Annotated in this window: 27 protein-coding genes and 2 pseudogenes; 13 read left to right on the top strand and 16 right to left on the bottom strand. The window is 48.8% G+C overall.

From position 1 onward, the window contains the following. The first annotated feature begins 168 nt into the window (after positions 1-168). Together V6942_RS19955 and V6942_RS19950 are read left to right on the top strand one after the other, a co-directional pair. The gene (locus V6942_RS19955; protein WP_106930895.1) at positions 169-735 is read left to right on the top strand and encodes a hypothetical protein; all 567 of its coding nucleotides are present in this window, start codon (positions 169-171) and stop codon (positions 733-735) included. A gap of 282 nt (positions 736-1,017) precedes the next feature. Then, on the top strand, positions 1,018-1,521 hold the full coding sequence (locus V6942_RS19950; RefSeq protein WP_182934640.1) for a DUF2569 domain-containing protein: 504 nt from the start codon (positions 1,018-1,020) through the stop codon (positions 1,519-1,521). Positions 1,522-1,664: 143 nt separating this feature from the next. Here V6942_RS19950 and V6942_RS19945 read toward each other — a convergent pair whose 3' ends face one another. After that, positions 1,665-2,285 carry a histidine phosphatase family protein gene (locus V6942_RS19945; RefSeq protein ID WP_333501725.1) on the bottom strand — a complete coding sequence of 207 codons (621 nt, stop codon included), beginning with the start codon at positions 2,283-2,285 and terminating at the stop codon, positions 1,665-1,667. Positions 2,286-2,539: 254 nt separating this feature from the next. On the opposite strand from V6942_RS19945, the gene V6942_RS19940 reads away from it, so the two are divergent. After that, positions 2,540-2,992, top strand: a complete 453-nt coding sequence (locus tag V6942_RS19940; protein WP_333501724.1) for a GNAT family N-acetyltransferase — start codon at positions 2,540-2,542, stop codon at positions 2,990-2,992. 118 nt (positions 2,993-3,110) lie between these two features. On the opposite strand, the gene V6942_RS19935 is transcribed toward V6942_RS19940, so the two are convergent. Further along, complete coding sequence (locus V6942_RS19935) at positions 3,111-3,905, bottom strand: helix-turn-helix transcriptional regulator (RefSeq protein WP_333501723.1); 795 nt, start codon at positions 3,903-3,905, stop codon at positions 3,111-3,113. 183 nt (positions 3,906-4,088) lie between these two features. Here V6942_RS19935 and V6942_RS19930 point away from each other — a divergent pair, with 183 nt between their 5' ends. The 3 genes from V6942_RS19930 (at position 4,089) to V6942_RS19920 (ending at position 7,014) form a co-directional block, all read left to right on the top strand. Then, positions 4,089-4,952 carry a DMT family transporter gene (locus tag V6942_RS19930; RefSeq protein WP_333501722.1) on the top strand — a complete coding sequence of 288 codons (864 nt, stop codon included), beginning with the start codon at positions 4,089-4,091 and terminating at the stop codon, positions 4,950-4,952. Positions 4,953-5,482: 530 nt separating this feature from the next. Continuing rightward, positions 5,483-6,424, top strand: a complete 942-nt coding sequence (locus V6942_RS19925) for a cache domain-containing protein (protein ID WP_333501721.1) — start codon at positions 5,483-5,485, stop codon at positions 6,422-6,424. Next, entirely contained in the window at positions 6,424-7,014 is a 591-nt protein-coding gene (locus V6942_RS19920; protein ID WP_333501720.1) for a GGDEF domain-containing protein, read from the top strand. Before V6942_RS19925 ends, V6942_RS19920 begins: the two co-directional genes overlap by 1 nt. Positions 7,015-7,126: 112 nt before the next feature. Here the strand turns inward: V6942_RS19920 and V6942_RS19915 are convergent. Both V6942_RS19915 and vapB read right to left on the bottom strand, forming a co-directional pair. Next, positions 7,127-7,482, bottom strand: a pseudogene (locus V6942_RS19915) (type II toxin-antitoxin system VapC family toxin). Continuing rightward, on the bottom strand, positions 7,479-7,709 hold the full coding sequence (gene vapB, locus V6942_RS19910; RefSeq protein WP_333501719.1) for a type II toxin-antitoxin system VapB family antitoxin: 231 nt from the start codon (positions 7,707-7,709) through the stop codon (positions 7,479-7,481). The pseudogene V6942_RS19915 and the gene vapB overlap by 4 nt, the downstream one beginning before the upstream one ends. A gap of 396 nt (positions 7,710-8,105) precedes the next feature. Between vapB and V6942_RS19905 the strand changes: the two genes are divergently transcribed. Beyond that, a complete protein-coding gene (locus V6942_RS19905; protein WP_333501718.1) occupies positions 8,106-8,330 on the top strand; it encodes a hypothetical protein in 225 nt (74 codons plus the stop codon). Positions 8,331-8,351: 21 nt separating this feature from the next. Beyond that, a complete protein-coding gene (locus tag V6942_RS19900; protein WP_333501717.1) occupies positions 8,352-9,344 on the top strand; it encodes a radical SAM protein in 993 nt (330 codons plus the stop codon). 201 nt (positions 9,345-9,545) lie between these two features. Here the strand turns inward: V6942_RS19900 and V6942_RS19895 are convergent, their stop codons facing one another. The 7 genes and pseudogenes from V6942_RS19895 to fos all read right to left on the bottom strand — a co-directional run bounded on the left by V6942_RS19895 (position 9,546) and on the right by fos (position 15,506). Further along, positions 9,546-10,175: a hypothetical protein gene (locus V6942_RS19895; protein WP_333501716.1), complete on the bottom strand. Its 630-nt coding sequence runs from the start codon at positions 10,173-10,175 to the stop codon at positions 9,546-9,548. A gap of 399 nt (positions 10,176-10,574) precedes the next feature. Next, on the bottom strand, positions 10,575-11,450 hold the full coding sequence (locus tag V6942_RS19890) for an MBL fold metallo-hydrolase (RefSeq protein ID WP_333501715.1): 876 nt from the start codon (positions 11,448-11,450) through the stop codon (positions 10,575-10,577). Positions 11,451-11,529: 79 nt separating this feature from the next. Then, complete coding sequence (locus V6942_RS19885) at positions 11,530-12,522, bottom strand: zinc-dependent alcohol dehydrogenase family protein (protein ID WP_333501714.1); 993 nt, start codon at positions 12,520-12,522, stop codon at positions 11,530-11,532. A 149-nt stretch (positions 12,523-12,671) separates the two neighbouring features. Then, the gene (locus V6942_RS19880; protein ID WP_333501713.1) at positions 12,672-13,562 is read right to left on the bottom strand and encodes a LysR family transcriptional regulator; all 891 of its coding nucleotides are present in this window, start codon (positions 13,560-13,562) and stop codon (positions 12,672-12,674) included. A gap of 170 nt (positions 13,563-13,732) precedes the next feature. Then, positions 13,733-14,047 (bottom strand): annotated as a pseudogene (locus V6942_RS19875) (IS30 family transposase); the annotation flags it as partial. Between the two features lie 344 nt (positions 14,048-14,391). Then, the gene (locus V6942_RS19870; protein WP_106928187.1) at positions 14,392-14,868 is read right to left on the bottom strand and encodes a GNAT family N-acetyltransferase; all 477 of its coding nucleotides are present in this window, start codon (positions 14,866-14,868) and stop codon (positions 14,392-14,394) included. A gap of 239 nt (positions 14,869-15,107) precedes the next feature. Further along, a complete protein-coding gene (gene fos, locus V6942_RS19865) occupies positions 15,108-15,506 on the bottom strand; it encodes a fosfomycin resistance glutathione transferase (RefSeq protein WP_333501712.1) in 399 nt (132 codons plus the stop codon). A gap of 277 nt (positions 15,507-15,783) precedes the next feature. Here fos and V6942_RS19860 point away from each other — a divergent pair, with 277 nt between their 5' ends. From V6942_RS19860 to urtE, 5 genes are all read left to right on the top strand, one after another. Then, positions 15,784-17,004 (top strand): MFS transporter, encoded by a 1,221-nt coding sequence (locus tag V6942_RS19860; RefSeq protein WP_333501711.1) that lies wholly within the window; start codon positions 15,784-15,786, stop codon positions 17,002-17,004. Positions 17,005-17,397: 393 nt separating this feature from the next. Continuing rightward, positions 17,398-18,972, top strand: a complete 1,575-nt coding sequence (urtB, locus tag V6942_RS19855) for an urea ABC transporter permease subunit UrtB (protein WP_333501733.1) — start codon at positions 17,398-17,400, stop codon at positions 18,970-18,972. Continuing rightward, a complete protein-coding gene (gene urtC, locus V6942_RS19850) occupies positions 18,972-20,048 on the top strand; it encodes an urea ABC transporter permease subunit UrtC (RefSeq protein ID WP_333501710.1) in 1,077 nt (358 codons plus the stop codon). The genes urtB and urtC overlap by 1 nt, the downstream gene beginning before the upstream one ends. Next, entirely contained in the window at positions 20,041-20,832 is a 792-nt protein-coding gene (urtD, locus tag V6942_RS19845; protein WP_182934647.1) for an urea ABC transporter ATP-binding protein UrtD, read from the top strand. The genes urtC and urtD overlap by 8 nt, the downstream gene beginning before the upstream one ends. Position 20,833: 1 nt before the next feature. Next, entirely contained in the window at positions 20,834-21,532 is a 699-nt protein-coding gene (urtE, locus tag V6942_RS19840; protein WP_182934648.1) for an urea ABC transporter ATP-binding subunit UrtE, read from the top strand. On the opposite strand, the gene V6942_RS19835 is transcribed toward urtE, so the two are convergent. Genes V6942_RS19835 through V6942_RS19815 form a run of 5 tightly spaced genes read right to left on the bottom strand, consistent with a single transcriptional unit; the run spans position 21,529 to position 26,654 of the window. Then, a complete protein-coding gene (locus tag V6942_RS19835) occupies positions 21,529-21,783 on the bottom strand; it encodes a YkgJ family cysteine cluster protein (RefSeq protein WP_182934649.1) in 255 nt (84 codons plus the stop codon). The genes urtE and V6942_RS19835 overlap by 4 nt on opposite strands. Next, a complete protein-coding gene (locus tag V6942_RS19830) occupies positions 21,780-23,423 on the bottom strand; it encodes a dynamin family protein (protein ID WP_333501709.1) in 1,644 nt (547 codons plus the stop codon). Before V6942_RS19830 ends, V6942_RS19835 begins: the two co-directional genes overlap by 4 nt. 4 nt (positions 23,424-23,427) lie before the next feature. Continuing rightward, positions 23,428-25,257 (bottom strand): dynamin family protein, encoded by a 1,830-nt coding sequence (locus V6942_RS19825; RefSeq protein ID WP_333501708.1) that lies wholly within the window; start codon positions 25,255-25,257, stop codon positions 23,428-23,430. A gap of 18 nt (positions 25,258-25,275) precedes the next feature. After that, positions 25,276-25,809, bottom strand: a complete 534-nt coding sequence (locus V6942_RS19820; RefSeq protein WP_333501707.1) for a hypothetical protein — start codon at positions 25,807-25,809, stop codon at positions 25,276-25,278. Between the two features lie 11 nt (positions 25,810-25,820). Next, on the bottom strand, positions 25,821-26,654 hold the full coding sequence (locus tag V6942_RS19815; protein WP_182934653.1) for a GTPase: 834 nt from the start codon (positions 26,652-26,654) through the stop codon (positions 25,821-25,823).

Here is a 26,654-nt window from a genome sequence, read left to right as displayed (position 1 = left end):
CAAAAAAAATCGCGGGAAAGTGCTTTTCGGAAAAAACACGCTGCCAGGAAAAATTTGGGCGTTAATAATGGGACGGCGGTGTGCTAAACAGGGAGAGACAGGTGTACTCCTGGTGTTAAAACAATCTTTTGATGTTACAGAAAAAATAGCGAACAGGAACGGCTGAAAATGATCAAATATTTATTGCTGGTGGTGGTGATGCTCGTAGGATGTACCAGTGCGCCAAACTTACCGCCTACGGATACTATTGTGGCGGTAAAACCGGTTGACTCCGGCATTATCGCCAGCTCGGCGAAGTACAGTTATCGTTTTTTTCGTACCGGCTTCCCCCAAGAATATCAGCGTTATAAGACATTTTATGAACGTTTTCACCAGCAGGCTTCTGGCGTGCGGGTTAACTTTGTTGTCGATCAACATGAAGTGACGGCGGAATACGTGGTTGTGGTGGATAAACGCAAACTGGATGCCGGGCAGCATGCCGAGCTGGTCAATCAGTATCATGCGGTGCAGATTGATAACGATCGCCTCGGTATTTTGTTTAAAGCGACGGGGTTTTGGTCTTCATCGTACGCGCCAGAACTGGCTGCAGAGTATCGGTTAGAACAGCCCGTTGTGGTATCAATCAATGATAAGACTAAAACGTTAAGCTCCCTTGGCGAGATCGCCATGATCCCCTTAGTCCCTTTGTTCCCACTGTACATGATGTACGGATGTGCCACCGGGCCCTGCATCTGAGGGAAAGGGCGGCTTCTGAAACGACCAGGCGTTGGGGGACGGAAGCCTCCGGCCCCTCTGGTTTGGCCGCCAATCATGATGGATTTGAAATGTCTATCGGGATGGGGAAATAGCTCCCCTGAGCTGTGTCTTAAAAGATGAATACTAATACTGTCAAATTTACCTTAAATAGTGCTTTAGATAACAATTACTGGGGTGTTTTCTATTATTTTGTTCACTTGCCTCTGTGATATGCTTGTTTTAGTATCATAACAACTATAAAAATATATCAAAGGATCGTTTATGGAATGGGGATGTATAAAGTGCGGGGTAGCCATACCTCAGGAAAGAGAATTTTGCGATGTCTGTGAAGAAAAACATTTCAGGAAAATTGGCGGTTTTTTATTTTTACCTCTCATCGGGTTAGTGGTTACCGCTGCGGGGTATCTGTTTGCAATGACAGATGCATTTAAATTTATGGCAGAGAATTATACGCATTTGAATGTCAGTGCGAAAACATTCTTTGCACTCTCTCTTGCTATTTATGCCGTAGAGTTTTTATTTTCTCTGACGGTACTTTCCTTTTTCTTGAGAAAGAAAAGATTTTTACCCAAGCTTTATATGCTGTTTTTGATATCTATTGTAGTAACAATGTCATTAAATCTCTATATGCTTTATAGGTTAATTCCCGGCGTAAATATTGGCTATAATGAACTTGTTCCTGTTTTCAGAAATGTGATATCAGCGTTCATTTGGATTCCGTATTTCATAACATCCGTGCGCGTAAAAAGAACGTTTATCCGCTAAGAGGCCATTGGCGTGGCTTTTTATCGCTGATTATTGGATACGCAGAGTATGCTTGCCGCGCTTCAGCCAGCAAAACCAGGGGCGGGCGCTCTGCGAGTGGCCAGGATAAACGTTGTTCCGTTCGTCGTCATACCCCAAAGCCGCTATCTTGCTAATTTCATGAGATGTGTAGCCATTCCCCATTGAAGATTTGTGCATTTCCCGTCTACCCATTCCAGAACAGAGTAGCTCGCATTGGGCTGGGCGTAGCGAGAAAAATTATCGATAACCCCCTCTTTTAGCTGCGCCAGAACGCCCTGGCTAACCTGGCCGTGAGACACCACACAAACCGTCCGATGCTGATTGGCTATTTGCAGGTGACAAAAGAAATCCATGATTCGCTGGGTAGCCTGAGCCAGAGTTTCCCCTTCAGGAGGGCAATAGTTTGCATCGTGCATGAATAGCGCATTTACATCATCCGGATGGCTGCGCGTGAGCTGCGCGGATGCGAGCCCTTCAAAACGACCAAAAGCCTGTTCTTTTAGTGACGGTTCAATGATCAGTGGGCAGTGAAGGCCTGTTGCCAGGCTCAACCCCATCTGCCGTGCGCGCCCGAGAGGAGAGCTGTAAATACATGCTATCGGGTAGGCGCTTTCCAACAGTGCGGCCAGTAATGCCGATGTTTCTCGCATACCCCGGGGGGTAATCGGGCTATCGCTATGCCCCTGGATTATCCTGCTTAGATTCCACTCTGTTTCAGCATGCCTTACCAGTATTACTTTCATCGTTATTTATTTCCGCCAGCCCGCAGGAGTGCTTGCACTGCACAATATGTGCATCAATTCAGGCGAAGTGTAGACGAATAAGCGGGTTGCCGTTTTAGATAACGTCGGCAGCGGCGGGCAGCGATGAAGATCTTCTGTGAGCGAGAAGCCCCAATAAAGCCACAAATCAGTGTTGCCCCATTACTTGTTCCAGGATGATGCTTTTTCAGGCAGGGTACTATATTTTGGTTGAACTCCCTTTGCAGGATATAACCATGATAACAGTAGAGAAATCAGATCCATTTTCTTCAGAATCTCATCGCTTAATCGAGATGCTGTCAGCTGAACTTGCCGCTATTACTGGCGATAATGGCAAAACCAACTTCACCGTTGAAGCGATGAACAATGACAAAGCAGTATGGGCATTGGCAAAAAATGTACATGGCTATGCGATAGGATGCGGGGCTATCCGCCCATTAACACAAAACATAGCTGAGCTTAAAAGAATGTTTTCGGACCGAAGCGAGCCAGGCGTGGGGAGTGCATTACTTACTTTTCTGGAAACCTCTGCAAAGCAAATGGGATATCGAGAACTGAAGCTGGAAACCCGACATATCAACCAACGGGCCGTCAATTTTTACGAGAAAAATGGATATGTTCGTATTGATAATTATGGCCCATACATAGGAAGAGAAGAAGCTGTCTGTTTCTCAAAAACATTGGACTGATTGCATCCATCGGTTGAACTCACAGTACCAAGCGGACAGCCTCTTGGATCTGAAGGTCCGCTATGAGCGAGGAGCGGACATTTACATATTTGTTCCGTTAGCACTAATTAGTGCACCACTACATTTTATTCACCTGACTCATGCGTCGTGTGGTCCTGTACTGATCGGGGGAAGTACCGGTAAATCGTCTGAACATGACAATAAACGCAGACGTGGTTGAGTACCCCAAATCAAGGGCAATGCTTTGTACAGTATGCCCCGCATCAAGACATTCCAGTGCATACATAAATTTCAGTCTCAGGCGCCATTCACCGAAGGACATCCCCAGCTCACGCTGACATCTGCGTTCAAGAGAACGTGACGTGGTATGAAGCGTTGCCGCCAGTTCCCTTACACTTCGCTTATCCCCGGGATTATCCTGAACGAATCTCAGTAACCGGTTCAGCTCTTCGGAAGAGGCGTACGGCAGGTAGTTATCATGTGTTTCTACCTTCAGGATTTGATCCAGTGCGACCTGAGCCATGCGGATATCCTGTTCTGTTTCTGGCGAACGGATGTCCCTTAGCGCAAAGTCGTCAAAAATGGCTCTTAACACCGGGCTGACACTCATTGTGCATGGCGCTAAGGGCAGTCTTGCCGAGGTCTCAACTCCAATGTAAACCGAACGGTAAATAGCCTCCTGAAGCGTATAGGAGAAGTGCTCCACGTTTGGGGGGATCCAGATGGCATACTGAGGTGGCGACAAAAACCGGATACCATTAATTTCGAGATTCATGACCCCGAAAGAGACATAGTTTAGTTGTCCCCATGAATGAGAGTGAGTCTGCCAGTCCATCGCCGCAAGCTGAGCATGCCGGAAATAAATCTCGCCAGGCAAATCATTAATAACAGGAATAACTCCGGACTCTCTCACCCAATCTCTCCACGTACAGTTGTCGCGTTTTCACAATATCATTAATTATAGACTAAATAAGGTGGCGGGATACCCACGGTTAAACCTGTCTAAAGATCTGCATCAAATGTCGCAAAATGATTATATATTCCATTTGGGACGAATGTTAAAGTCTGCATTGATTCAAAAACGCAGGATATTACTATGAGTTACTTATTCCCACTTCTGGCCGCTTTCCTCTGGGGCACCAACACAATAATTACCAAAATGACGTCCGGCGTCATTTCACCAAGTGAGATAAGTTTTCTCCGCTGGCTGATTGCTGTAATTATTCTGACACCGGTTATCTGGCGTCCAATGAAAAAACATAAGAAAGAAGTTTTGCCAAATATACCTAAGTTAATGATATTGGGTTTATTAAGTAGCGTCATTTTCCAGAGTATGGCATATAACGCAGCGGCGTATACCTCCGCAATGCATATGGGAATTATTCAGGCTCTGATGCCCCTGATGGCGATTATCCTGGCAAGCCTGGTATTCAGAAATAAACCGGGGGCAGGTACTGTTGTAGGTGCACTGGTGTCCCTGGCCGGTGTTGTGCTGGTCATCTCAGGTGGAGAACCATCAAAGCTGATCACACAGGGGATGAATATCGGTGACGGGCTGATGCTTGTGGCGACCTTTGCAATGGCGATTTATAACATTCTGCTGAAACGCTGGCATGTCAACGTGCCGCTGATTTTGTCCCTGTATGTTCAGGCGACAACCGCAGCCGTCGTGTTACTGCCATTTTACCTGATAGGTGAAAAACACACCCTGACCCTGGTTTCCGGCGGAATGGTTCTGTATGCGGCGATTGGCGCGTCGATTCTGGCGCCACTGACGTGGATGGTCGGCTCAAAACGTCTCGGCCCTTCACGTGTGTCGCTGTTCTTTAACCTGATCCCGATTTTTACCGCAATCATGGCGATCCTGTTGCTTAACGAAGAGTTCACCAGGTCACTGCTCGTTGGTGGCGTGTTATCCCTGGGCGGCGTGGTAATTGTTGAGGTTTTCAAAGGCAGCTAGGCGGTGGCCGGTAACGATGCCCATCACCATACCGGAAAGAAAACCAGTAAGTCGCTGCACCGGTCGTAAGCAGACGTCTGGCTACCGAGCAATAAGATATCGACAGGAGTTATGTGGGACTGGTGCGCCACGGAGAGCCAGTACATCACAAGGCGGGCAGTCAATGTCCATTTATCAAAATATCCACTGACGAGAATTGTAGTCTGATTTGTGCTGTGTACGCAGCACAAATAAGTGACTTATCCTTACTGTAACGAAAATACCGGAGGAGTTTCTGGCTCTTTTTAGTTGAATATCCCGCCGTTTAATACTCTGCTTCTGCCAGAAAGTATCCTGAATGCACATTCTCAAGTGTAATTTTTCTTATGTATTTATCATTCAGCAAAAGATCCTTGATTTATATCAGCCTGAATTGTGGAAGTGTATGTAAGACTACGGCCTGACTAATACTAAATCATTAATAATACTAAACAAAAAACACGCATCCAAACCGTAAGTGTGAGTAAAGAGTAATAGGTAAAGGGTAAATTATGATAAATTATGATAAAGTTTCACTAACCAAAATGCTTAACGTAGTATTCATTGTAATGCTGATACCATTCATAACACTTAGTTTATGGCTTTATAATAATAACCGCAACGAAATTAAAAATACTATAAATGAAACAATGACTCAATTTGTGAGCAATGTTTCTTTTATGTATATAAAGCCACATGTAGAAAGAATTAACAACGAATTTATGTTATTGAGAAATGATAAATCTACCAGCGTAAATCTGATGGATTTAAATGATGATAACAATGAATTTATTAAAGCAGCAATAAGTTCATTTAATCGGACGCCACATTTATCTGGTGTGATTATTTCCAATAATAAAAAAGAGTTTATTATACTGCCGGAGATAAATATTTCAGAATATGACGTAGAGGAACGACCATGGTTCCCGCATTACGGCAAGGATGGAGAGGTTGTTTATAGTAATGCATATACCAGTTCATACTCAGAATATCGCGGTGATAATCGGATGATTATTACGGCAGCAATGAATGTGTTCAATTCCAACAAGAGAAAAATTGGTACTGTAGCCTATGATCTTGATATGAATTATCTGTCTGAAAAGTTGAAGTATATAACGTTACCATTTAATAGCCATCTTAAAGTGACTGATAAGAAAGGCATGTATATCATAAACGATAGCATTAATAAAAATATGACGGCACGGGTTCCTGTGGAGTGGGTTGAAGCAGCAGATAATAAGCAGGGTAGTTTTTATGATAAAAAAAGTCGCAATCATATTTTTTATTATACCTATCCTAATCCAGAGTGGGTGATTTTCGCTGTCATTAGTGAAAAGGATTATAACAAGGAAGTGGGTAAAATGGATGCTGGTTTTCTTGTGGCATTATTAAGCTCGTCATTATATTATCTTTTTTTGCAATACTATGTCATTTTATTTGTTATAACATTCTAATGAAAATAAAGCTCAAGCTTCACGGGTATGATTTAAATAAAGTGGGTGGCGGGGGTGGGTTGTTATCTGTATTTTCCAAAATTGATAATAACAACAATGCACTTCAACAATCTAAGGTTAAAGAAATTACAGACTCATTAACTGGTTTAAAAAACAGGCGTGGACTAGAGCAGGCATTTTCGGAAAATATTAATAATAAAAAGAAAGTGCATTTAGCTATTATTGATATAGATAATTTCAAAGGGGTTAATGATAATTACGGGCATACTTTTGGAGATAGTGTTCTGGCGTATCTTGGTAAAACGGGTATAGATATTTGTAATGAAAATACGGATGTATTTCGATATGGTGGTGAAGAGTTTGTGGTTTTATTCATCGATAACACTACGACTGAATGTATGGATACCATGAACAAATGGTTGATGCGTGTTTCACGACGCCGTTGGCGAGAACAAAATCTCACGGTTACATTCAGTGGCGGTCTGGTCGAAAGAAAAGATGAAGACTTGTCCTCTCTGATAGAAAAAGCTGATAGCGCTCTTTATCAAGCTAAAAATATGGGTAAAAACAGAATCATCAAGCATTCATAGTTACTTGGATGGAAGTTTCGGTCTTTTCAGGACTGAAACTTCCGTTACAACCGGCTGACACCGGCGAGATGCCCTGAGCTGTTTTTGTCATATCCATCATTAATGGACTATATTATTCAGCCCAGTTTTCCAGTTTCAGCCCCGGCACCCGCTCAAACTCTCTCACATTATTGGTCACCAGGATGGCCCCTACCGCAATGGCGTGCCCGGCGATCGCTGTGTCATTGGGACCAATCGGCGTGCCGCCCGTGCGCAGAACGCGCCAACCAGCTCGATGTGGCATGGGGAAGTCTTCGGGCCGGTGGCACCAAATCGTATCTCGGCGTAGGTGATGGCCGACACCACGATCTGGTGATTGCGCAGCACCGCCTGCTCCAGGCGTTTCAGCAACCCGTCCGGCTGCTCGCGCATGATGAACGAGCAGATGCAGGTATCAAGCATATAGGTTTTCGTGCGAGTTTGTTTCATAGTTCAACGCGTCCTTCGTCGCTGACGATCCCCTCGCGCTCCGCCATAAAGTCCGGATCGGCTTTTTCGAGCTGCGCGAATGAGCCCCAAGTCGGCCGGACGGGACGCAGGATGATGCTGTCGCCCTCGCGGACGATCTCGAGCTCGCTCACCCCGTCAAAATCCAGATCACGGGGCAGACGGATAGCACGGTTATTGCCGTTTTTAAAAATCGATACGGTTCTCATGATGTCCTCCTGGCCGAATGGCCTTTATGCATATGCTCAGTATAGGAAGATGGTAAGCATATGGATATGTTAAGGATATGCTTTGCTCTCTCTTTTTTTGCGAAGATCCGAAAAAAGCTAAAGTCGGATCTCGGTTGGCTAATCGTATGGAAGGGTGAAGGAGCAACGACAGGAAGGAGTTCAAGGCAAAGGCAGGTGGGAACGGAAGGTCCACTTTGAGCGAGAAGCAGACTAAAAGTGCATAGCCGTCTACCTCAGACTACCTCACTTTAGTTCGCTTTATGGTCGACGACTATTTACTAAAGCAGGGCATTCAAAATTAGCATTTATTCAAATTCTAACTACGCTTGATAAGTGTCCATTCAATTAAACTACGCATCTTGCGAGGGTATTAGCATGTCAAAAAAAATCACCCAATTAGGTGTCATACTTGAAGATGTTGAAAGTGGTTTAAGGTTAATGATTGTTCGACCATCTAATGATCCCTTGGTTTCTGATGAAATTAGCTATAAAGACAGAAAGTTAACAGTCTGTAAAATACAACCTGCTGGACAACCTATTGAAGGTATCAGGGTTGGCATGGATCCGGGTTCGCGTAGTAAACCTACTCATGAATCTTAGCTTCATATTTGGGAGCGATAAATGGCTGAAATATCATTAGTTTCTGGAGCATTATCTCTGACAGGACAATGCACAATAGCATGTAAGCATTGTTATTCAGAATCAAGTCCAAAAGTTAAAGCGTTTTTGAGTACGGACCATTTAAAAAGTATTGTAAGCACTCTACGGCGGCATGGCGTGAAGCAAATATTCTTGGGTGGCGGAGAGCCTTTTCTTCACAATGGTCTAGAAGAAGTTGTAAAACATATGTTTCAAAACGAAGTATTACCAAGCATTTCTACAAATGGCCATGTTATTTCTACCGAACGACTTGAATTGTTGTATGAATTTGGCATGAGATATAATTTATCAATAAGCTTAGATGGGCCGAGCGAAGATATTAACTCCACCATCCGTGGGGCTAATAGCTTTGCAAAAACATTATTTGGGATGTATCAATTGTCAGCGTTTGGAAAGATACTTTGGGGGGTTAATTATGTATGTTGTAAAAACAATTTCGGATATGCACTAGATACTGCCAAATTGGCATCACGACTTGGTGCTAGTTATTTTAATTGCATAAAATTCACACCTAGTGGCCGCGGAGAAAGATTTGCAAAAAAAATGGCTATAACTGATGAAGAATATCGAATGGAAATATTAACACTTAGCGATATCTTTACACCATTCGGTGAGTATTACCAAGACATTTACGTGTTTGATATTCGTTCTGATGCAGTTCCTAATGGTAATAGTATGTCGAAGTGTGCAAGATCTTATTTTTCTGATTTCAAAATAGAAAATCCTCTCGGAGTTAGTATCAATCATTTTGGTACAGTCGCGTTGGCACCTCCAAATATCTATCTTGGGAATTTATTCGAAACATCCTTGGATGAAATTATTAATAGACTTGCAACGAAAGATGTACTTGAAAAATACGAACAATGGTTGCATGGAGCTAGAGGTGGAATCCATCCCCCTAAAGATCCATCACGGAATATGCCAGAAGTAATAAATTTAAATGGTTATGAATAATTCGCCAACATTTGAAATCTACTAATATTAGAACGTATCTTCATAGCACGCAGCGGACGAGCTAACGGTCCGCTGTGAGCGAATTACAGACATAATACCAATTTTATCCCCCCTGGAGCACAATATTGACACAATGTGTAGGACGCATTGGGAAGTGCGTGAAAAATATAGAGCATTAACTCAAATCTTTCTTATATCATTCTAAATGAATTTATCATGCCAAAAATAAGTCGTACCGGTTACATTTTGTGCATGAACTTGCCCATATTCAAATATAGGTTCTTTCTTTATATGCTGCGTATTCAACTCTGGCTTATTCCAATAAATTAAGTTCGCTTCAAATTCACTCAGTAGTTTTTCAGCGAAATCAAAAGGCTTAATCCATTCTATTGGAATGGTTTTACTGCCTTTTAAAAAAACAACGCAGCACAAATATATTTTCTTTGACAAGCCGTCATATTTTGGGTGGTGTAACTTTGTAATTGCGCGGTGGCCTGAAGAAAATCGTGAGCTCTTCGACGATGTCTTTCCGATGTAAACTAGTTTTTCATTTTCATCATCCCCAACTGTAATCAAATAAATAGGATAACAAGCTAGAGGGGCCTCTTCAGCACAATTTGACGATAAGTAATTTTGGTTAGCCTGCCATGAAATATCTAGGTTCTGAGCTGAAAGACCAATGGTTTCATGTAGTGCATATGAGGATTGCAGAACTAGAAAACATCCTATTTCTTTTTCAGGAATTAGTAATGAAGGGTTTTCCAAACTTCTGCGAAAATAATTTTCATTCGTTCCGTATTCTAGGGGTCTGTAAGTTAATTCAAAAGCCATAACATCGATCCTTTTTATCTCATCACGATATGTTAAAGGATGGATGGCCTGCTGGTCAATGAACCCAGGGACTAGGCATGTCCGCTTCTGGCACTAAGCGGACGAGCTTAGTGAGCTGAAGGTCAGTTGTGAGCGAAGAGCAGACGTTGAACCTTAAAAGCAGACAAGCAACAAATATCAACCAGAAAAAAGCCCGCGTAAGAACAGGAGATGAAACGTTGCGCTGTACTGAACGGTGAATCTCGCCGGAACAAAGCCTGCACTCAAGATAAGAACAAGGAGCCAGGGCGTGGTAGCAATAATCCATTTGTTTGCGAAGATGTAATATTCACAAGACCATAGATAATCGCGGGAAGGTAAGAAATGCCTTCCCGGTGAATCTGCCGGGAAGGGACTGGCTCAGACTGTTGGTGACCAGAGATCATAGTTCAGTGCAAAGCTGCTGCCATCTCGTACAACTTTACCAGTGGTTGGAAGGTTAAAATGCATTCCGCTAACGGCCAGATTATCACTCGCGGCACGGTCAAGCAGTCTCGCCCTGACGGCAGCAGCGGCCGCAGGATCGCTGTCGAAGGCGATAGTGACATCAGGCTGAGCGACCTGGACATGCGGGAAATGAACGATATCGCCCCAGATGAGCAGAGATTCCTTTTCATCGCCCAGCAGGTATCCGCTGTGACCGGGTGTGTGGCCAAACAGTTCAACGCTCTGAATCCCCGGCAGGATGGCTTCCTCGCGGAAAGGCACCAGTTTGTCGTCGTACGCGTTAAAAGCGTTTTTAGCTACCTCAAAGAACGGCCTGAACGCATCAGGTGCGCTGGCTGCAATAGTTTCATCGCGCCAGAAAGCGAGTTCTTTTTCATGTACAAAAAGCTGTTGGACATTACGGAACACCGGAGTCTGGAGAGGACCTGCAAGACCACCGATATGATCCGGGTGAGCGTGAGTCAGTAAAATGGTGTCGATAGCGAGTGGGTCAATACCGGCAGCGGCCAGAGCAACCTGAAGCCGACCGCCCCAGCCATTAATACCGCCAGCACCGCTGTCTACCAGGATAGTGCGCTCAGGGGTCTGAATAACGTATACGTTGATATTAATACGAGGCAATGCAGGTGCACCACGCTTCTGGAGTAACGCCTCCGCCCGGGAGCCATCAATCCCAGACAACAACTCAAAAGATACGTCCAGATAACCATCACTAAGCATGGTTACAGCCATATCGCCCACTTTTTTTCGATTAATGGCCGGTGCCTGCCAGTTGTGTTGTGAAATCATGTGTTACTCCGCTGCGATGAAGTTATTACAGAAAATAAACCGATTGGTGAATGCAACTTTCTCATAGTGGGTTTGGGGTTTACCCAACCACTACGACGATTTTGCCAACCTGTCCATTTGCTTCCATATAACGCTGTGCATCCGCAATATCTTGAAGCGGGAATGTTTTATCAATGACAGGTTTCAGTTTGCCGGAACGTAACCCTTCGGTGACGAAGGATTTTGCGCGTGCCATTTTTTCAGGGTCCGTCGTGATTTCAAACAGCTCGTATCCACGGAGCGTAAGATGCTTACCGAGAATATCAAAGACAGGCACAAGCATGTCGCGGCTGTCGAGCGCGCCATACTGGAAGAACATACCTTGCGGTGCCATCACCTGGGTCAGTTTTGCCACCTCCGGACCACCGACAGGATCAAAAACAATATGCGCACCCATGCCATCTGTCGCATGATTGATTTCCGAAACCATATCCTGCTCAGCTGTAGCTATAACTGTGGCGGCGCCAGCTTTAAGAAGCATTTCGCTTTTTTCGGTAGTCCGAGTAAGCGCAATGGGTTTAGCACCCAGCATGTTAGCTATCTGTATGGCAGCCAAGCCTACACTACTTGATGCCGCGCGGATCACAACATTCTGCCCAGCCTGAAGGTTGCCATATTCAACCAGCGCGCCATATGCAGTGACATACATCATCCAACTTGCAGCTGCCTCCTCGAAGGAAAGATTTTCAGGATGCTTCACCACAGCATTTGCCGGAGCATTGACCAGTTCGCCGTACATGCCGTATTCATTAAACATAAACGAAGGGATAACGCTGACCCGATCTCCACTAACAATCCCTTCAACATTCTCACCGACGGTCTGCACTATGCCCGAGGCCTCGTAACCCAGGCGAGCCGGAAATTCCGGTTCAATGACATACTGACCGTTGCGGTACATGATTTCTGCACGGTTAAGACCAATAGCATGTACGCGAATCTGAACTTCACTCGCTGCTGGTGCGGGTACCTCCACATCTACAACTTCCAGCACTTCCGGACCACCGGTGCGGTTAAAGGTAACAACTTTAGACATATTCAGCTCTCGTCAGTTAGCAGCACATCTTCAGGATATTGTTGAAGACATGCCCGGTTCATTTACTGACAATCTACGCTGCTATAAACGTACCAAAAATAGCTGACAGGGAACTTCAGTATTAATTATCTGTTAACAATCCATTGGTTTCAGCGGATCTGCATCGCCAGAACTTCACTGAACCAGTCTATAAAGACCCGTACTTTTGGAGAAAGATAGCGCCTGTCCGGATACATCACCGACACGGGCTTAGGCACCGAAGGGTATTGTGTCAGAATCTCTTCAAGAGCTCCGGAAGCAATATGTGGGGCAAGGGCGTTAAAGGTGGCCTGGATTATGCCGAGGCCCGCCAGGCAGCAGGAAAGTAGAATATCTGAATTATCAACAAGCATGCTGCTGACGGGACGCAACGAAATGACGTTCCCGTCCTTAGTAAATTTCCATTCCATCACGTCACGACTGTGGTCGCTGAAAAAGTTTATCGCCCGATGTTGGTCCAGATCCGCAAGTGTTTCCGGTCGTCCATGTTGTTGCAGGTAAGATGGGGCTGCGCAGGTAACCATTCTGATGTCACCAAGGCGTCTGGAGATAAAACTCGAATCCTGAAGCTCGCCCAAGCGGACAAGACAGTCCACACCTTCAGTGATCAAATCGGTTTTTTTGTCCGATGAAACCAGTATGACGTCAATGTCAGGATACAGTGACTGGAAATGTTTGAGATTAGGGATCAGTATGGCGTGAGCTAGCGCCAGCGGGACATCAAGCCTGAGCCGCCCCCGGGGTGGAAGGGTCGGTGAAAAACTAGCCATCATGTCATTAACTTCAGTCAATACGAGCCTGGCGCGATGATAAAACTCCTCCCCTTCAGCCGTAATGCTCAGTTTACGAGTAGTGCGATGGATGAGTTTTACGCCGAGGTCGTCCTCTATCTGCTGTATCGCTTTGCTCACGGTGGGGCGATGAATCTGCAGAATGTCAGCGGCTCTTGTAAAGCTGCCACGCTCAACAACCTGTATGAAAATATTAAGGTATTCAATCATGTTAGAATGCACGTGATCACCTGGCTTTATTTAGGCTGTTTGTAGTTGGCATTGTAAAGTAAACAATTCCGATGGGCATTAAGTTAAAGATTTGATGGCTTTCAAAATGTCCGCTTCTGGTACTCAGCAGACCAACGCGTGACGCTGACGTTCCGCAATGAGCTGTGAGTTCAACTGATGGACGCAACACACTTATTGAACCGTTCTGTGGGTGATTCATAGTCTAGCGTTTTTCTCGGTCTCTCGTTCAGTTGTCTGGCAACACTGTTAAGTCTTTGCTGGCTGTGAACCGATAAGTCAGTTCCTTTTGGAAAATATTGTCTGAGCAATCTGTTCGTATTTTCATTTGAGCCACGTTGCCAGGGAGATTGAGGATCACAAAAATAAATCTGAATGTCTGTCGCTACAGTAAATCGTGTGTGGTTGATCATTTCAGCGCCACGATCTCAATTTAATGTTTTATAAAGCTCAGCAGGTAATTCCCGGGCTTATCTGATGAGTACAGGCATATCCACCAGTCTGGTGGATACTGGGCATTATAGAAGAGTGATATCTGTCGAATATTCTGGCGATATCATGCAGGGAATCACCTTGCTTATATCTGTCCCAGATAATCGCTTTCTGTTCGGGCGTGTAGTAAATGCGCGTTCTTCGTTTCATTGCAACGTCCCTCTTGATTAAGAATAGCGTTGCATCGACCCGCTGAAATCACAGCGAAAAGCGGACATTGAACACATGAGTTATCCGCCCATGGCTTCGAAGCTGCCGTACTGAACTCGTAGCGATTAGATTTCCTTGGTGAGTTCTCCTGCCAAAAGCAAAAGAAAACTCAGGTTGATAATGCGATGGACATATCCATGCAACGCAGATCTGTTTGGGCAAGTCTTGATGGGGATGTAGTTTCTTTGATAAACATAAAACCATGCTTTTCATAGAACGTTTGCGCGTTGGGTGTTGAGGTCAAGGTTAACTGTTTCAGCCCTCTCTTAATCGCCTCATCTTTAATCGTTTCAATAATCAGGCTAGCAAAACCTTTACCAAAATAATCTGGCAATGTAAAAATAGCCTCTACGCTCCCCCCGGTAAGATCCAGATACCCAGTTGCCACCAATCCTGCATCAGGTAGGTCTACAACAAAGAAAGGATTTTCCGTAATAACCTCCCTGTAATGTACAGGCATAGCTTCAGGTGTCCAGGCCTCAAGCACCCTGGCACAATAACTTGGCTTACATCCTTCCCGGATAGAAAGATTCCTTATATTCCAGCACTCCTCTGCCTCTTCAGGTACTGCAAGTCTGATTTTCATTTGTTCTTCCTTTTCGTCTTATTATATTTATAGATTTATCATGAAATGGTTTCGTTTCAACATTTTTGTTTAACAAAAGAGGAAAATCCGCTTCTGGCACGGAGTTGACATTTCATCTTTGCTCTACCCCGTATATCTGAACTTAGCTTTGACACGAGTAGAAATGCTACAATGTGCCTGAATTAATCTAGCTGATTTTCTGGGTTGCTAAATTATTTCTGTCCAATTTCATCCAGCCATTAAAAAAACACCATATCCTTATATGGGTGCTTCAAACATGCACTAAGGCGACTATCTAAATTACCGTCATGGATTTCCAGTTTATGCCCATCCGGATCCAAAAAGTAGATAGATTTTCCTTCGCTCTTATTAGCTTTCCATTCCATAACACCATATGATTTCAGGTGGTTAGCAACTATATCAAAATTTTCGCTTCGAATACTGAATGCATAGTGGGTGTAATCCTGCCGGGGAGCAACCTTGTCAGCAGAAAGACACAGCCACAAATCACCCAGACAAAGGTAAGCGCCAGAGGCCCATTTGGCCTTAGGTGTAAAACCTAGCGCCTCTACATAAAAATTAAAACTTCTGGAAATATCGTTCACAGCGATTGTTATGTGATTCAGTCCGGTAATCATTAACATTCTCTTATGCATGGTGAAGGGAGTTATAAACTATCATAAAACCCCATCAACTCATCGTCTGGGTAGGTACTGAGCCTAAACTTCAGCTTCTGGCACGGTTCGAACATCCTATCTCACGATAGCTATCTGTTTTTTCTGTGCTAAAGTGCTGTATCCGTTTCCAGTAGCGTACCGTTCCCCATGTAACGATTTTCTCTTTTAACAGTGTTTATTTTCCGCGTTGCCTGATGGCTGCGTGGGTTTCTGTTATTTAAGTTGAGAATCTTTCTGTATGAACACGTTACTGTTTGCGCTTCTTGGCGCACTGCGTAACCATCGCTGGTTACGCCTGCTTGGTTTTGCCTATATTCTGTCATCGCTGGGTAATGGGCTGACTCAGGTCATTATTTTCGGTCAACTTCTGCACTGGCAGGCTTCTCCTGCGACGCTTACCATGGTGTATATGCTGTCGATGCTACCCAGCTTTATTGGCAGCATCTGGGGCGAGACGCTGTGTAAGCAAACATCACCACTGCGGGTCCTGATTTTTACTGAGATATCGGGTCTGCTGGTGCTCATTTTTCCATTGTATGGTTTGCTGCATCATAGTATTCCAGCGCTGCTGGTCGTGCAGTGTGCAGAAGCACTGCTCAGCGGCATGAGCTACCCGGCGCTGACGCTGCTGTTCAAACGTGGATTGCGCACTGATGAACTTCCTGCGGCAACGGCCATGGAAACCCTCATTTTTGCCTCACAGGTTTTGTTGGGGACCGGGCTGGGTGTTGTTCTGTTTGACCTGATTGATTCCCTGTATCTGCTTGCCCTTGATGCCCTCAGTTTTACGGCGGCTGTGGCGCTGCTTATGATCTCCGGATCGGTTTTTCGCGACGCAGAACGCCAGCCTGCGGAGGTTTCTTCTGACAGCCAGGCTCCGCTCTGGCACGTTATATCGCCCATGCAAAAAAGAAGCATTTTGCTGTTACCTGCGCTTGCTGCGGTGGGATCCCCGGCGATGGCGCTTTTACCCGCATTGGCACAAGAAATGAGGCCTGAAGATTCCGCCGGGCTGGCATTACCGCTACTTTTTGCCCGCAGCCTTGGACAGCTCTGTGGGCCACTCATGCTGGATGCCAGTAAATTGCAGCGATATAGTGCCAATAACGGCCTGCTGCTGATATGTCTGGTGCTGTTTATCGGAGCCTATTTCTTATTACCCCTATTCCTGAGCGCCTCCTTTGCCGGGCTTGTTCTGATCTTCTGTGCCCATATGGCGTCGAATATTGTATTTGCTTTGGGGACGTTCGGTATTCTGAGGAATTTCTCGCAAAAGGATGTTGCGAAAGCGAGTGCAATATCATGGCGTGGACAGGTTCTGACAGCCGCTGTTGCTACCGGTTTAACCAGCACAATAGCTCAGTATTTTGGCGCTTTTACCGCGCTTTATAGCGTTTCGTTGCTGAGTCTGGGGGCGGTTTGTTTATTGCTCTGGTTTAGTCGAACGAGTAACGAATAATCACTGAATCCCATCTTTGCGAGCAGGTAAATTTACTGCCTGCTCGCCCACGGTGTTCTAAACAGCGTCCTTTTTGCCGAATAAGTTTAAATTGTCACAACGTACTCAGTATAGAAAACCTCAAAAATAGCTATCGAGGTGTTCTTATCCTCAAATACCACGCTTTTATTTATCAAAAAATATTCTGACTCACCGCTAGGGTTATTTAATTTACCTATGACAGGCTGCGCTATTATCGTGCGCGGATGTCCTGTGGCGGTGCGCGTTAATAATAACAAAAACCGATGGTTTTATTTTAATTCCTTTAAAAACATATCATTATGTATTTGGCACAAGCCTTGCTAAATGAATTCCATCTTGTATACCAACAGGAATTCAACGATGACATTCATAATGAAACGATCGCCAAAAGCGCTATTTCTGGCTTTCGCGTTTCTCCTGTTCAGCGCCCCGGCGCTGGCGGGCCCGGCCGCCGATTACGGGCAGGCGAGCCGCAGCGAGCAGGCGACCCTGCTCCAGCGCTGGGCCGCAGAACCTGATGCTGTGCGCCTGCCGCTGCTCGAAGCGTTGAGCCAGGCGTCGGTGGTCAGCGATGCCGATGGCCAGCTTTTCAGCGAGCAGGGGGGCAGGCTGGTACCGCTGGAAGGGCACGCTGCGCCGCAGGGCGAGACCAAAAAAGTGTTTATGAATAACCGCCTTCGCGGATTGGTGGCCAGCGCGCTGGCATCGCACCAGTTGGTCAGCAATGACCCGAACGTCCGCTTAGCGGCGGCCCTGACGTTACAAAACGGCGCGCAGCAGGATCAGTTGCCCATGTTAACTCAGCGCCTGGCGGCCGAGCGGGACGCGCGCGTACATACCGCGCTGGCGATTGCCGTAGCCAACCTGCAGCTCTCTGACAGCCGCGCGGAGCAGCGTCTGCGGGCGGTTAAGCTGCTGGGTGAAGCCAGCGATCCGCAGGTGCAGGCGAGCCTTAGCCGCCTGACGCAGCCGCAAAATGAACCGGATGCGACGGTGCGCGCAGCGGCGGCGGAAAGTCTGAAGCAGGTGCAGCAGCGTCTGAGATGGGGCGACTGGCTGGGCCAGGCGTTCAGCGGCATCTCGCTGGGCTCGATCCTGCTGCTGGCGGCGCTGGGGTTGGCGATCACCTACGGTCTGCTGGGCGTTATCAATATGGCCCACGGTGAGATGCTGATGCTCGGTGCGTATTCCACATGGCTGGTGCAGGACGCTTTCCAGCGGCTGGCGCCGGAGTGGCTGGCGCTGTATCCGCTGGTGGCGCTGCCGGTGGCGTTCTTTATCACCGCCGCGATCGGCATGCTGCTTGAGCGCACGATTATTCGCCACCTGTACGGGCGACCGCTGGAAACCCTGCTGGCGACCTGGGGGATCAGCCTGATGCTGATTCAACTGGTGCGCGTCCTGTTTGGTACGCAGAACCTTGAAGTGGCTAACCCCGCCTGGCTGTCGGGCGGCTGGAGCGTGCTGCCTAACCTGGTGCTGCCTTATAACCGCATTGCCGTGATCCTGTTCGTTATTGGCGTGCTGGCGTTGACCTGGCTGCTGCTGAACAAAACGCGTCTTGGCATGAACGTGCGTGCGGTGACGCAAAACCGCCGTATGGCCGACTGCTGCGGCGTGCCGACCGGGCGCGTCGATATGCTGGCCTTCGGTTTAGGCTCCGGCATCGCCGGGCTGGGCGGCGTTGCCCTGTCGCAACTGGGTAACGTGGGCCCGGAGCTGGGGCAGGGCTACATCATAGACTCCTTCCTGGTGGTGGTGACCGGCGGCGTAGGCCAGCTTGCCGGCACCGTGGCGGCAGCGCTGGGCCTTGGCGTCCTCAATAAGGTGCTGGAACCGCAGATAGGCGCGGTGCTGGGCAAAATTGCCATTCTGGTCTTGATTGTGCTGTTTATTCAAAAACGGCCGCAAGGATTGTTCGCATTCAAAGGGCGGGTAATTGACTGATGAGCCAACCACTTACGTTAACTATTGCGCGCCGCGCGCCGCGCCTGACCGGCTCACTGGCGGCGTTGGTGCTGGTAGCGTTGCTGGCGCTGCCTTTCTTCGCGCTGCTACCGGCGGCGCATCCGCTGGCGATGTCGACCTATACGCTCACGCTTATCGGCAAAATTCTCTGCTATGCGGTAGTGGCCGTAGCGCTGGATCTGGTGTGGGGGTACGCCGGGCTGCTGTCGCTGGGACACGGCCTGTTCTTTGCGCTGGGCGGCTACGCCATGGGGATGTATCTGATGCGCCAGGCGTCCGGCGATGGGCTGCCGGCGTTTATGTCTTTTCTGTCGTGGAACGAGCTGCCGTGGTTCTGGGCGGGTACTCAGCACTTCGCCTGGGCGCTGTGTCTGATTATCCTCGTACCTGGCCTGCTGGCGCTGGTATTCGGCTATTTTGCCTTCCGTTCACGCATCAAAGATGTCTACTTCTCCATTATGACCCAGGCGCTCACCTACGCCGGGATGCTGCTGTTTTTCCGCAATGAAACCGGCTTTGGCGGGAACAATGGGTTTACCGGCTTTACCACGCTGCTGGGTTTCCCTGTCTCTGCTACCGGCACGCGTATCGCGCTGTTTGTCGCCACTGTGCTGCTGCTGGCAGGCTCGCTGGCGATTGGCCTGCTGCTCACACGCAGTAAGTTTGGCCGCGTGCTGACCGCCGTGCGCGACGCGGAAAACCGTCTGATGTTCTGCGGCTACGATCCGAAAGGCTTCAAGCTGTTCGTCTGGACGCTGTCCGCGGTGCTATGCGGCCTGGCGGGGGCGCTGTACGTCCCACAAGTGGGGATTATCAACCCCAGCGAAATGTCGCCGACCAACTCGATTGAAGCCGCCATCTGGGTGGCGCTCGGCGGACGCGGTACGCTGATTGGCCCGATTCTCGGCGCGGGCATTGTTAACGGCGCCAAAAGCTACTTCACCGTTGCCTTCCCTGACTTCTGGCTCTTTTTCCTCGGACTCATGTTTATTCTCGTCACGCTGTTCCTGCCGCGCGGTGTGATTGGCCTGCTTAAACGGAGGAAGCATGACTGATTCCCTGTTCACCCAAGCGCTACCGCAGGATCGCTACCGTCATACCACCGACCCTGTGCTGGAGCTGAATAATATCAACGTCACTTTCGATGCTTTCCGTGCGCTGACCAACCTGTCGCTGAAAATTGGCGTCGGCGAGCTGCGCTGCGTGATTGGCCCCAACGGTGCGGGGAAAACCACGCTGATGGATGTGATCACCGGCAAAACGCGGCCGGACAGCGGTACGGTGACTTACGACCAGAATATCGACCTGATGGGCATGTCATCGGTGGAGATTGCGCGAGCGGGTATCGGGCGTAAGTTCCAGAAGCCGACGGTATTTGAGGCGCTGAGCGTGATGGAGAACCTTGAAATCGCGCTCAAAATGGATAAGTCGGTGTGGACCTGTCTGCGGGCGAGACTCACCGGTAGCCAGCGGGACCGTATTGATGAAGTGCTGGAGCTGCTGCGGCTCACCGCCCATCGTCATCGCCCGTCAGGCCTGCTTTCGCACGGGCAAAAGCAGTTTCTTGAAATTGGCATGCTGCTGGTCCAGGAGCCGCACCTGCTGCTGCTGGATGAACCCGCAGCCGGGCTGACCGATGCGGAAACGGACTATATTGCCGAGCTGTTCCGTACGCTTGCCGGCAAGCATTCGCTGATGGTCGTGGAGCACGATATGGGCTTTGTGGAAACCATCGCCGACCACGTCACTGTCCTGCATCAGGGGCAGGTGCTGGCAGAAGGATCGCTGCGCGATGTGCAGGCCAATGAGCAGGTTATTGACGTTTATCTGGGGCGCTAATATGTTACAGGTTAATGATTTAAATCAGTATTACGGTGGTAGCCATATTCTGCGCGGCCTCTCTTTTGACACCACGCCGGGTGAAATTACCTGCCTGTTAGGGCGCAACGGCGTGGGGAAAACCACGCTGCTGAAGTGCCTGATGGGGCTGATTCCGGCGAAGTCCGGCACTATCCACTGGCAGGGCAAGCTGATTAACGCCAGCAAGCCGCACCAGCGGGTGCAGCAGGGCATTGCCTACGTACCGCAGGGGCGGGAAATCTTTCCGCGCCTGACGGTCGAAGAGAACCTGCTGATGGGGCTGTCGCGCTTTTCTGGTCGCGACGCGAAAAGTGTGCCGGAGGATATTTATGACCTGTTTCCCGTTCTGCGCGAAATGAAAGGGCGGCGAGGCGGCGATCTCTCCGGTGGGCAGCAGCAACAGCTGGCGATTGGGCGAGCATTGGCCTGCAAACCTCAGTTGTTGATTCTGGATGAACCGACCGAAGGCATTCAGCCCTCGGTGATCAAAGAGATTGGCGCAGTGATCCGCAGCCTTGCCAACCGCGGCGATATGGCAATTTTGCTGGTGGAGCAGTTTTACGATTTTGCCGCGGAGCTGGCGGATCAGTATCTGGTGATGTCGCGCGGCACCATCATTGCGCGCGGGCGCGGGGATGAAATGGAAGCGCAGGGCGTCAGGCAGTTAGTGGCTATTTAAAGTTTCTCGCAAATTGCCATGTTCAGCTTCACGAACGCATCCCACTCAATGACGTCCTGTAAATGAGCGCGGTAGTAATCTTCCACGCGGCATACCAGCGGACGAGTCTCGTAGATGGCGCAGAGGTGCGTCTCTTCGACAAAGTGGCGGCAAACCCCATCCCCGCGATCGAGAAATGTGGTTTGCTCGCTGGCATGAACCCTGCGGCAACATTTGCCGCAGGCGTTGCAGGGAAACGGCGAAAGCGTCACGCGTAGGCCTTCAGCTCTGAGGCAAGCTGCTGGGCGGCGAGCACGGCGTCGCCGATGGCTCGATCTTGTTGGCTGGCGATATCACGCGAAGCGTTGAGCTCCTCCAGTAGCGTTTTAAACCAGGGATCGAGCGAGCTGTTCATTTGCTTGATGGCTGAAGATTCAAACTGTGCCGCCGTGGTGCGGGCAAAATCTTCAACCTCCTGCTGATAGCGTTCCCATTCGCGTCGATACTGCTCGCTCTGCTCACGCGCTCTTTTAGTTTCGCTATCCTCAGCGAAAATATCCCAGAGTGAGCTGATCACGGTGACCGCAGGCCCGACATAAGGAATCCATTTGCCAATGACGGCTGCGCCCCATTTTTCCATGGTTTTGGTCCCAATGCCTTTCATCAGTGATGGGGCCCACTCTTTTACCAGCTTCAGGCCTGATACGATGTGTTCCGGTTTGGCCAGCGATCCCAGCGTTGTGACCGCATTGCTGACCATATCGGCGTTTATGGCGCTGGACTTATCCGCATTTTCAGCCTCCTGGTGGACCTGCTCTTCCGGCATGTGCGGAACATCCTGATGCGTTTTCGACTGCGCCCAGATAACCGTTTCGAGATGATCCAGATCGTGCTTGAAGCGCGTCACCAGATACTCGACCTCTTGTCGTTGTAACGTGTCAATGCGCTCGCAGGCCTGATTGAATATGGCTTCAATCTTATCTTGCGGATTTCCCGCTCCCTGACGCAGGGCGGCCTTGCTGCCGTAGCACATCTCTTCGCTCTGGCGCTTGATTTCAGCCATCAGGTTCTTTTTACACGCGTATTGCTGCTCCACGATACTTTTGATTAAGGCATCAAAGCTGCGCACGGTTTCGCTAGTGGTTTGTTTATCAAGTGATTGGAGCGCGCTGTCCAGAAACTGGTATAGCGTGCTGGCCAGGCGGCGGTTGATATGCTGCGTATCGATCCCGGCAACAAATGTCGCCAGTGCCGTTTCAAAGGCAGGAAATTCGCTCACCTGGAGTAATCCCGGTTTGTTGGCAAGCTTTGCCTTGAGCGCCATTTCTGCATTCACGCGCAGGATTGGAATATCATGCAAGATTTCCTGCATACCGCGTGCTTCCGCTAACGTTTGCAGACGGATACGGATATCATTTTTGAGCCGCGTCAGGGCCTCAATATCCATATTATCTTTGTCGTTCAGTACCAGAAACAGCTTCTTTTTGGCCTGTAAGATATCGACTAATACCTGAAGGGTTTTCTCTTCTTCCGCGGCCCCTGAGGGGTTGACGACGAAAATAATCGCATCGGCAGCGAGCATTTGCTCGCGTGTCACTTGTTCATGCGCCAAGGGCGCGTCAACGCCTGGAGTGTCTAAAATCCGGGTATTACCCCAGGAGTATGCATCGACGCTGTCGGTGAGTGGAATATCGCCGGTTTTCGCTACGTTATCGCCGATAAGCGCATTGATGAGCGTGCTTTTACCTGCGTTGTAAACGCCATACACCATAATGCTGGCATCCGGCTGGCGACGTTTGTCATCAAACTGACGCTGTACGGTGGCAAAACCGGCGGCCATCGCGGGATGCTGGTTAACCAGCTCAACGGTGCGGTCATAGGCGCTGAATAGTGCAGGGGTGGTGATTTCCATAGCGTTAACCCTCTTCGCTGATTAATTTATCTTTTGCGTTTTTCTGGAGTTTTTCCAGCGCGGCCTTAAAACTGCTGATTTCACCATTGATCGCTGTGCAGGCGTCACCCATGTCGATGAGTAGCGTGCTGAGTAGTGTATTAACGCGATGTTCGATCTCTTTACCAACGACGCCGTTATACAGATGTTGAATCTGGACATGCAGATCGTTCAGGTTATCGCCGACGGCAATCTCAATTGAACGCGTGCTGACTCTGGCGTTGCTTCCCGCCGCTGCGCCTAGCGCTCCTCCAAGGCTTGCCCCGGCAACGGTGCCCAGCGGGCCGAGAAGGCTACCGGCAAGGCCGCCGAGTGCTGCGCCAATGCCGCTTCGGCGGCCCCGGGTGCTTTTGATGTAGCCATCCGGAATGTTCTCGGTGACCGTCTGGACGGAAAACTCAGGCAGTTTGAGTTCAGATGCGGTCCAGGTCGCGATGACTTTCGATTTAAAGTTGGTCATCACATCGCTTAAAATGCGATCCAGCGCTTGCGTAATTAGCGTCTCCGCGTCTTCATCCCACGTCTTTTTGGCTGCTGTCAGCACGTTGTTGATGTGATCTCTGTTATCGCGATGTGCGGTCAGCGCATCGAATTGTGCCTGAATATTCCTGCGCATCGTGGATTGTGCTTCAAGAATGGCCGGTCGCATTTGTAGGTCGGTTCGGCTTTTCATCTCAGCAACAAGCTGGGTGAATTCGCCCGTCAACGTGCGGTACTGTTCAACCTCTGTAATGCAACCGTTGAGGAAGTGGGTGAAGTTGCGGATCGGCACGGCCCGCTTCATCCTTACCCCTTTCTCTTGAGAAATACGGTGCAGGGTGGAGAACAGTTGTCCCATGCCGCTTTCGCGAATGCTGGCGGCATCATTCGCGTTATGCTCGGCATAGCGTGCAGACACTGAGAGAATTTCGACGTTGTCAGCGTCCAGTTCGGCAGCAATAAGTTCTTTTTTGACGTATTCACGTTGCAGTTGGCGATCGTTCGCCGATTTCATGATCAGACGGTCGAGAAATACATCATTTTCCTCATCCCAGTCGTGCTCTTTTTTGTCGCTACCGGTCAGTAACAGCATGATATTTTTTTCTTTGCTACACAGCGTGCGGATCTCTGCCAGATCGCTCGCCCGGCCGGGCGCGTCGGATTTCATCGTATAGAGGATGAGATCCGCATGATCGGCATGTTCTCTGGCGAGATCGCCGTTTTGCATGCGTACGGAGTGCAGGCCCGGCGAATCGACCCAGGTCAGCCCCGGTAGACGGAAGCTCTGGATCGAGCTGGTGGCTTCCGTGGCACCTACGCGAAATTTCTCCCGACGTTCGGCTTCATGGTGAGCATCGCCATTTTCCGCGTCAGAGTTTTCGTAAGATTTATACTCCAGAGCGCTCTGACCATGCTGCTGCTGTTGTTCGGTGGGATCGGTGTATCCCCAGGCCATATAGTTGCCCAGTGAGCTTTTGCCTGATTTGACCTTGCCGTATACGTAGACCAATAAAGAGTCTTCGAAATTTTTGCGGAAACTCAGCCCCTTATCCTGGCTTTCGAGTTTGGCTTTCCATGCGCTATCTTGCTTTTCCAGTCCGGTGATGAACTCCGTGAGCGACTGGCTCAGCGGGCTGTTTTTTGGCAGCTTTACGCGTGCTTCAGCCAATTGGCCGGAGAGGTTGTGTTTGAATTGCTGGTAGCGGCTTGCGAATTCGCGATCCAATATTTTCGCCTCTTCCAGGGAAGAGTTGAACTGATTTTGCAGCTGTTGAAAAGAGGCGAGGAGTTCCTCGCGTAGCATCTCGTTGTGCATGTTTTTATCCCTGCTCGCTTAGCTTGTGAGTTTCTGGAGGCGTGCTTCCAGTTTGCGGCGATACTGCTGCAATTCATCAAGCTGCTGCTGGCCCAGGGCGCAGGCGTTAACTTTCTCACGTAGGTTAGCCGTCATACTGAGCTTAACGTCGTAGCAGGCTTCAAACTCGTTCAGGTTTTCGCGCGTTTTTTCATAAAGCAGGGACAGCTGCTGAGCATCGGTGAAATACTCGGGGACAATGCGCTTATACTGCGTTCCGGTCTCGAGGATTTTCGCTTTAAACGGCGGCTGGCTCTGGTACTCGGCATTAAACCAGCCGGACAACAGCTGTTGAAAATCAGCCGATCGCTTTTCACCTTCGTTCAGCAGGGTTTCTTTTATCGATTGGCGCTGTTCGTTGACTTCGCGCTCTCGTCGTTCGCGTTCGGCCCGTTCTCTGCGACGGCGTTCTTCATCATCGCCATTGTTATTTGAGCTGCTGTCATCGCCGGATGACGCGATAATTGCACCAATGCCGAGGACGGCAGCGCCAATTAACCAGGGTAATGCCATGTGTTTTCTCCTTACGCTGCCGGGAATTTACTGAGCTGAGTAGCCATTAAGTTGCGAAAGTCATTCATTGCCAGGTCGAATGGCTCAAGCCCAATGCGGATGGTTTTTTGCGTTTGCAGTCGCTGTTTACGAATGGCGTGTTGGGCGCTGGCTATCTCCTCAAGCACGTTCTCTATCGCCAGGCGTTGGCGTTCCTGCTTAACGGCGCGGGCATCGCGATTCAGCGTTTGTAGCGTCTTCGTCAAATCACCGAGGTGGCTGGCGCGCACCAGGCCCTCTTTCTTCTGCGTCATTCCCGCATGGAAGCGAGAACCGGAAAGGGCGTAGCAGCGGGGGTTGAATCCCAGGCTATCACGACACTGTTCGAGCATACGCTGCCTGATCTCTTCAATCTTCTCAGGCGTTTCAACATCCGATTTGCTAAGAACCAGAATGATATTTTGTTCGGCATACTGGCCAAACGATGCTTTAATTTCGCGAAGAAAATCGATTTCAATTTTCTCCAGCTCCCCCTGCGGCTGATGAACAAACAGGACGATATCCGCTTTTGCCGCGCCCTCTCCGGCAATCAGGTCGTCGTTGCTATTTGCATCCAATCCGGGAGTGTCGAGAAATATAAAATCCGGGGTTTCGAACGCTTTCAATTCCGCCGTTTCGCGGATGTCATTTGTCCGAAAACACTCGGTCTGGAGATGATCGGTTAACATATTTAAAAGATAGCTTTTGCCCGCATTCATTAAGCCCCAGGCGACAACCACGGGTTTACCCGCAGTCATATTCTGGGCGAGTAAAGCATCTGCTTTATGTAACAGCTGTGTGTGTAGAGACTGCGTTGAATCAACCAT

Source organism: Kluyvera genomosp. 2 (assembly GCF_036759865.1).
Classification (GTDB): Bacteria; Pseudomonadota; Gammaproteobacteria; order Enterobacterales; family Enterobacteriaceae; genus Kluyvera; species Kluyvera ascorbata_B.
The sequence above is the reverse complement of the archived record's forward strand: the minus strand, read 5'-3'. Positions and strand labels throughout refer to the sequence as shown.

Bases quoted from the DNA above. Each gene is read 5' to 3' on its own strand.
- V6942_RS19955 (WP_106930895.1), top strand. From the start codon at position 169: ATGATCAAATATTTATTGCTGGTGGTGGTGATGCTCGTAGGATGTACC.
- V6942_RS19930 (WP_333501722.1), top strand. From the start codon at position 4,089: ATGAGTTACTTATTCCCACTTCTGGCCGCTTTCCTCTGGGGCACCAAC.
- V6942_RS19820 (WP_333501707.1), bottom strand. From the start codon at position 25,809: ATGGCATTACCCTGGTTAATTGGCGCTGCCGTCCTCGGCATTGGTGCA.
- V6942_RS19945 (WP_333501725.1), bottom strand. From the start codon at position 2,285: ATGAAAGTAATACTGGTAAGGCATGCTGAAACAGAGTGGAATCTAAGC.
- urtC (WP_333501710.1), top strand. From the start codon at position 18,972: ATGAGCCAACCACTTACGTTAACTATTGCGCGCCGCGCGCCGCGCCTG.
- V6942_RS19890 (WP_333501715.1), bottom strand. From the start codon at position 11,450: ATGATTTCACAACACAACTGGCAGGCACCGGCCATTAATCGAAAAAAA.
- V6942_RS19870 (WP_106928187.1), bottom strand. From the start codon at position 14,868: ATGAAAATCAGACTTGCAGTACCTGAAGAGGCAGAGGAGTGCTGGAAT.
- V6942_RS19860 (WP_333501711.1), top strand. From the start codon at position 15,784: ATGAACACGTTACTGTTTGCGCTTCTTGGCGCACTGCGTAACCATCGC.
- V6942_RS19900 (WP_333501717.1), top strand. From the start codon at position 8,352: ATGGCTGAAATATCATTAGTTTCTGGAGCATTATCTCTGACAGGACAA.
- V6942_RS19905 (WP_333501718.1), top strand. From the start codon at position 8,106: ATGTCAAAAAAAATCACCCAATTAGGTGTCATACTTGAAGATGTTGAA.
- V6942_RS19885 (WP_333501714.1), bottom strand. From the start codon at position 12,522: ATGTCTAAAGTTGTTACCTTTAACCGCACCGGTGGTCCGGAAGTGCTG.
- urtB (WP_333501733.1), top strand. From the start codon at position 17,398: ATGAAACGATCGCCAAAAGCGCTATTTCTGGCTTTCGCGTTTCTCCTG.
- urtD (WP_182934647.1), top strand. From the start codon at position 20,041: ATGACTGATTCCCTGTTCACCCAAGCGCTACCGCAGGATCGCTACCGT.
- V6942_RS19925 (WP_333501721.1), top strand. From the start codon at position 5,483: ATGATAAATTATGATAAAGTTTCACTAACCAAAATGCTTAACGTAGTA.
- V6942_RS19815 (WP_182934653.1), bottom strand. From the start codon at position 26,654: ATGGTTGATTCAACGCAGTCTCTACACACACAGCTGTTACATAAAGCA.
- V6942_RS19920 (WP_333501720.1), top strand. From the start codon at position 6,424: ATGAAAATAAAGCTCAAGCTTCACGGGTATGATTTAAATAAAGTGGGT.
- V6942_RS19825 (WP_333501708.1), bottom strand. From the start codon at position 25,257: ATGCACAACGAGATGCTACGCGAGGAACTCCTCGCCTCTTTTCAACAG.
- V6942_RS19950 (WP_182934640.1), top strand. From the start codon at position 1,018: ATGGAATGGGGATGTATAAAGTGCGGGGTAGCCATACCTCAGGAAAGA.
- V6942_RS19880 (WP_333501713.1), bottom strand. From the start codon at position 13,562: ATGATTGAATACCTTAATATTTTCATACAGGTTGTTGAGCGTGGCAGC.
- urtE (WP_182934648.1), top strand. From the start codon at position 20,834: ATGTTACAGGTTAATGATTTAAATCAGTATTACGGTGGTAGCCATATT.
- fos (WP_333501712.1), bottom strand. From the start codon at position 15,506: ATGATTACCGGACTGAATCACATAACAATCGCTGTGAACGATATTTCC.
- vapB (WP_333501719.1), bottom strand. From the start codon at position 7,709: ATGAGAACCGTATCGATTTTTAAAAACGGCAATAACCGTGCTATCCGT.
- V6942_RS19940 (WP_333501724.1), top strand. From the start codon at position 2,540: ATGATAACAGTAGAGAAATCAGATCCATTTTCTTCAGAATCTCATCGC.
- V6942_RS19830 (WP_333501709.1), bottom strand. From the start codon at position 23,423: ATGGAAATCACCACCCCTGCACTATTCAGCGCCTATGACCGCACCGTT.
- V6942_RS19895 (WP_333501716.1), bottom strand. From the start codon at position 10,175: ATGGCTTTTGAATTAACTTACAGACCCCTAGAATACGGAACGAATGAA.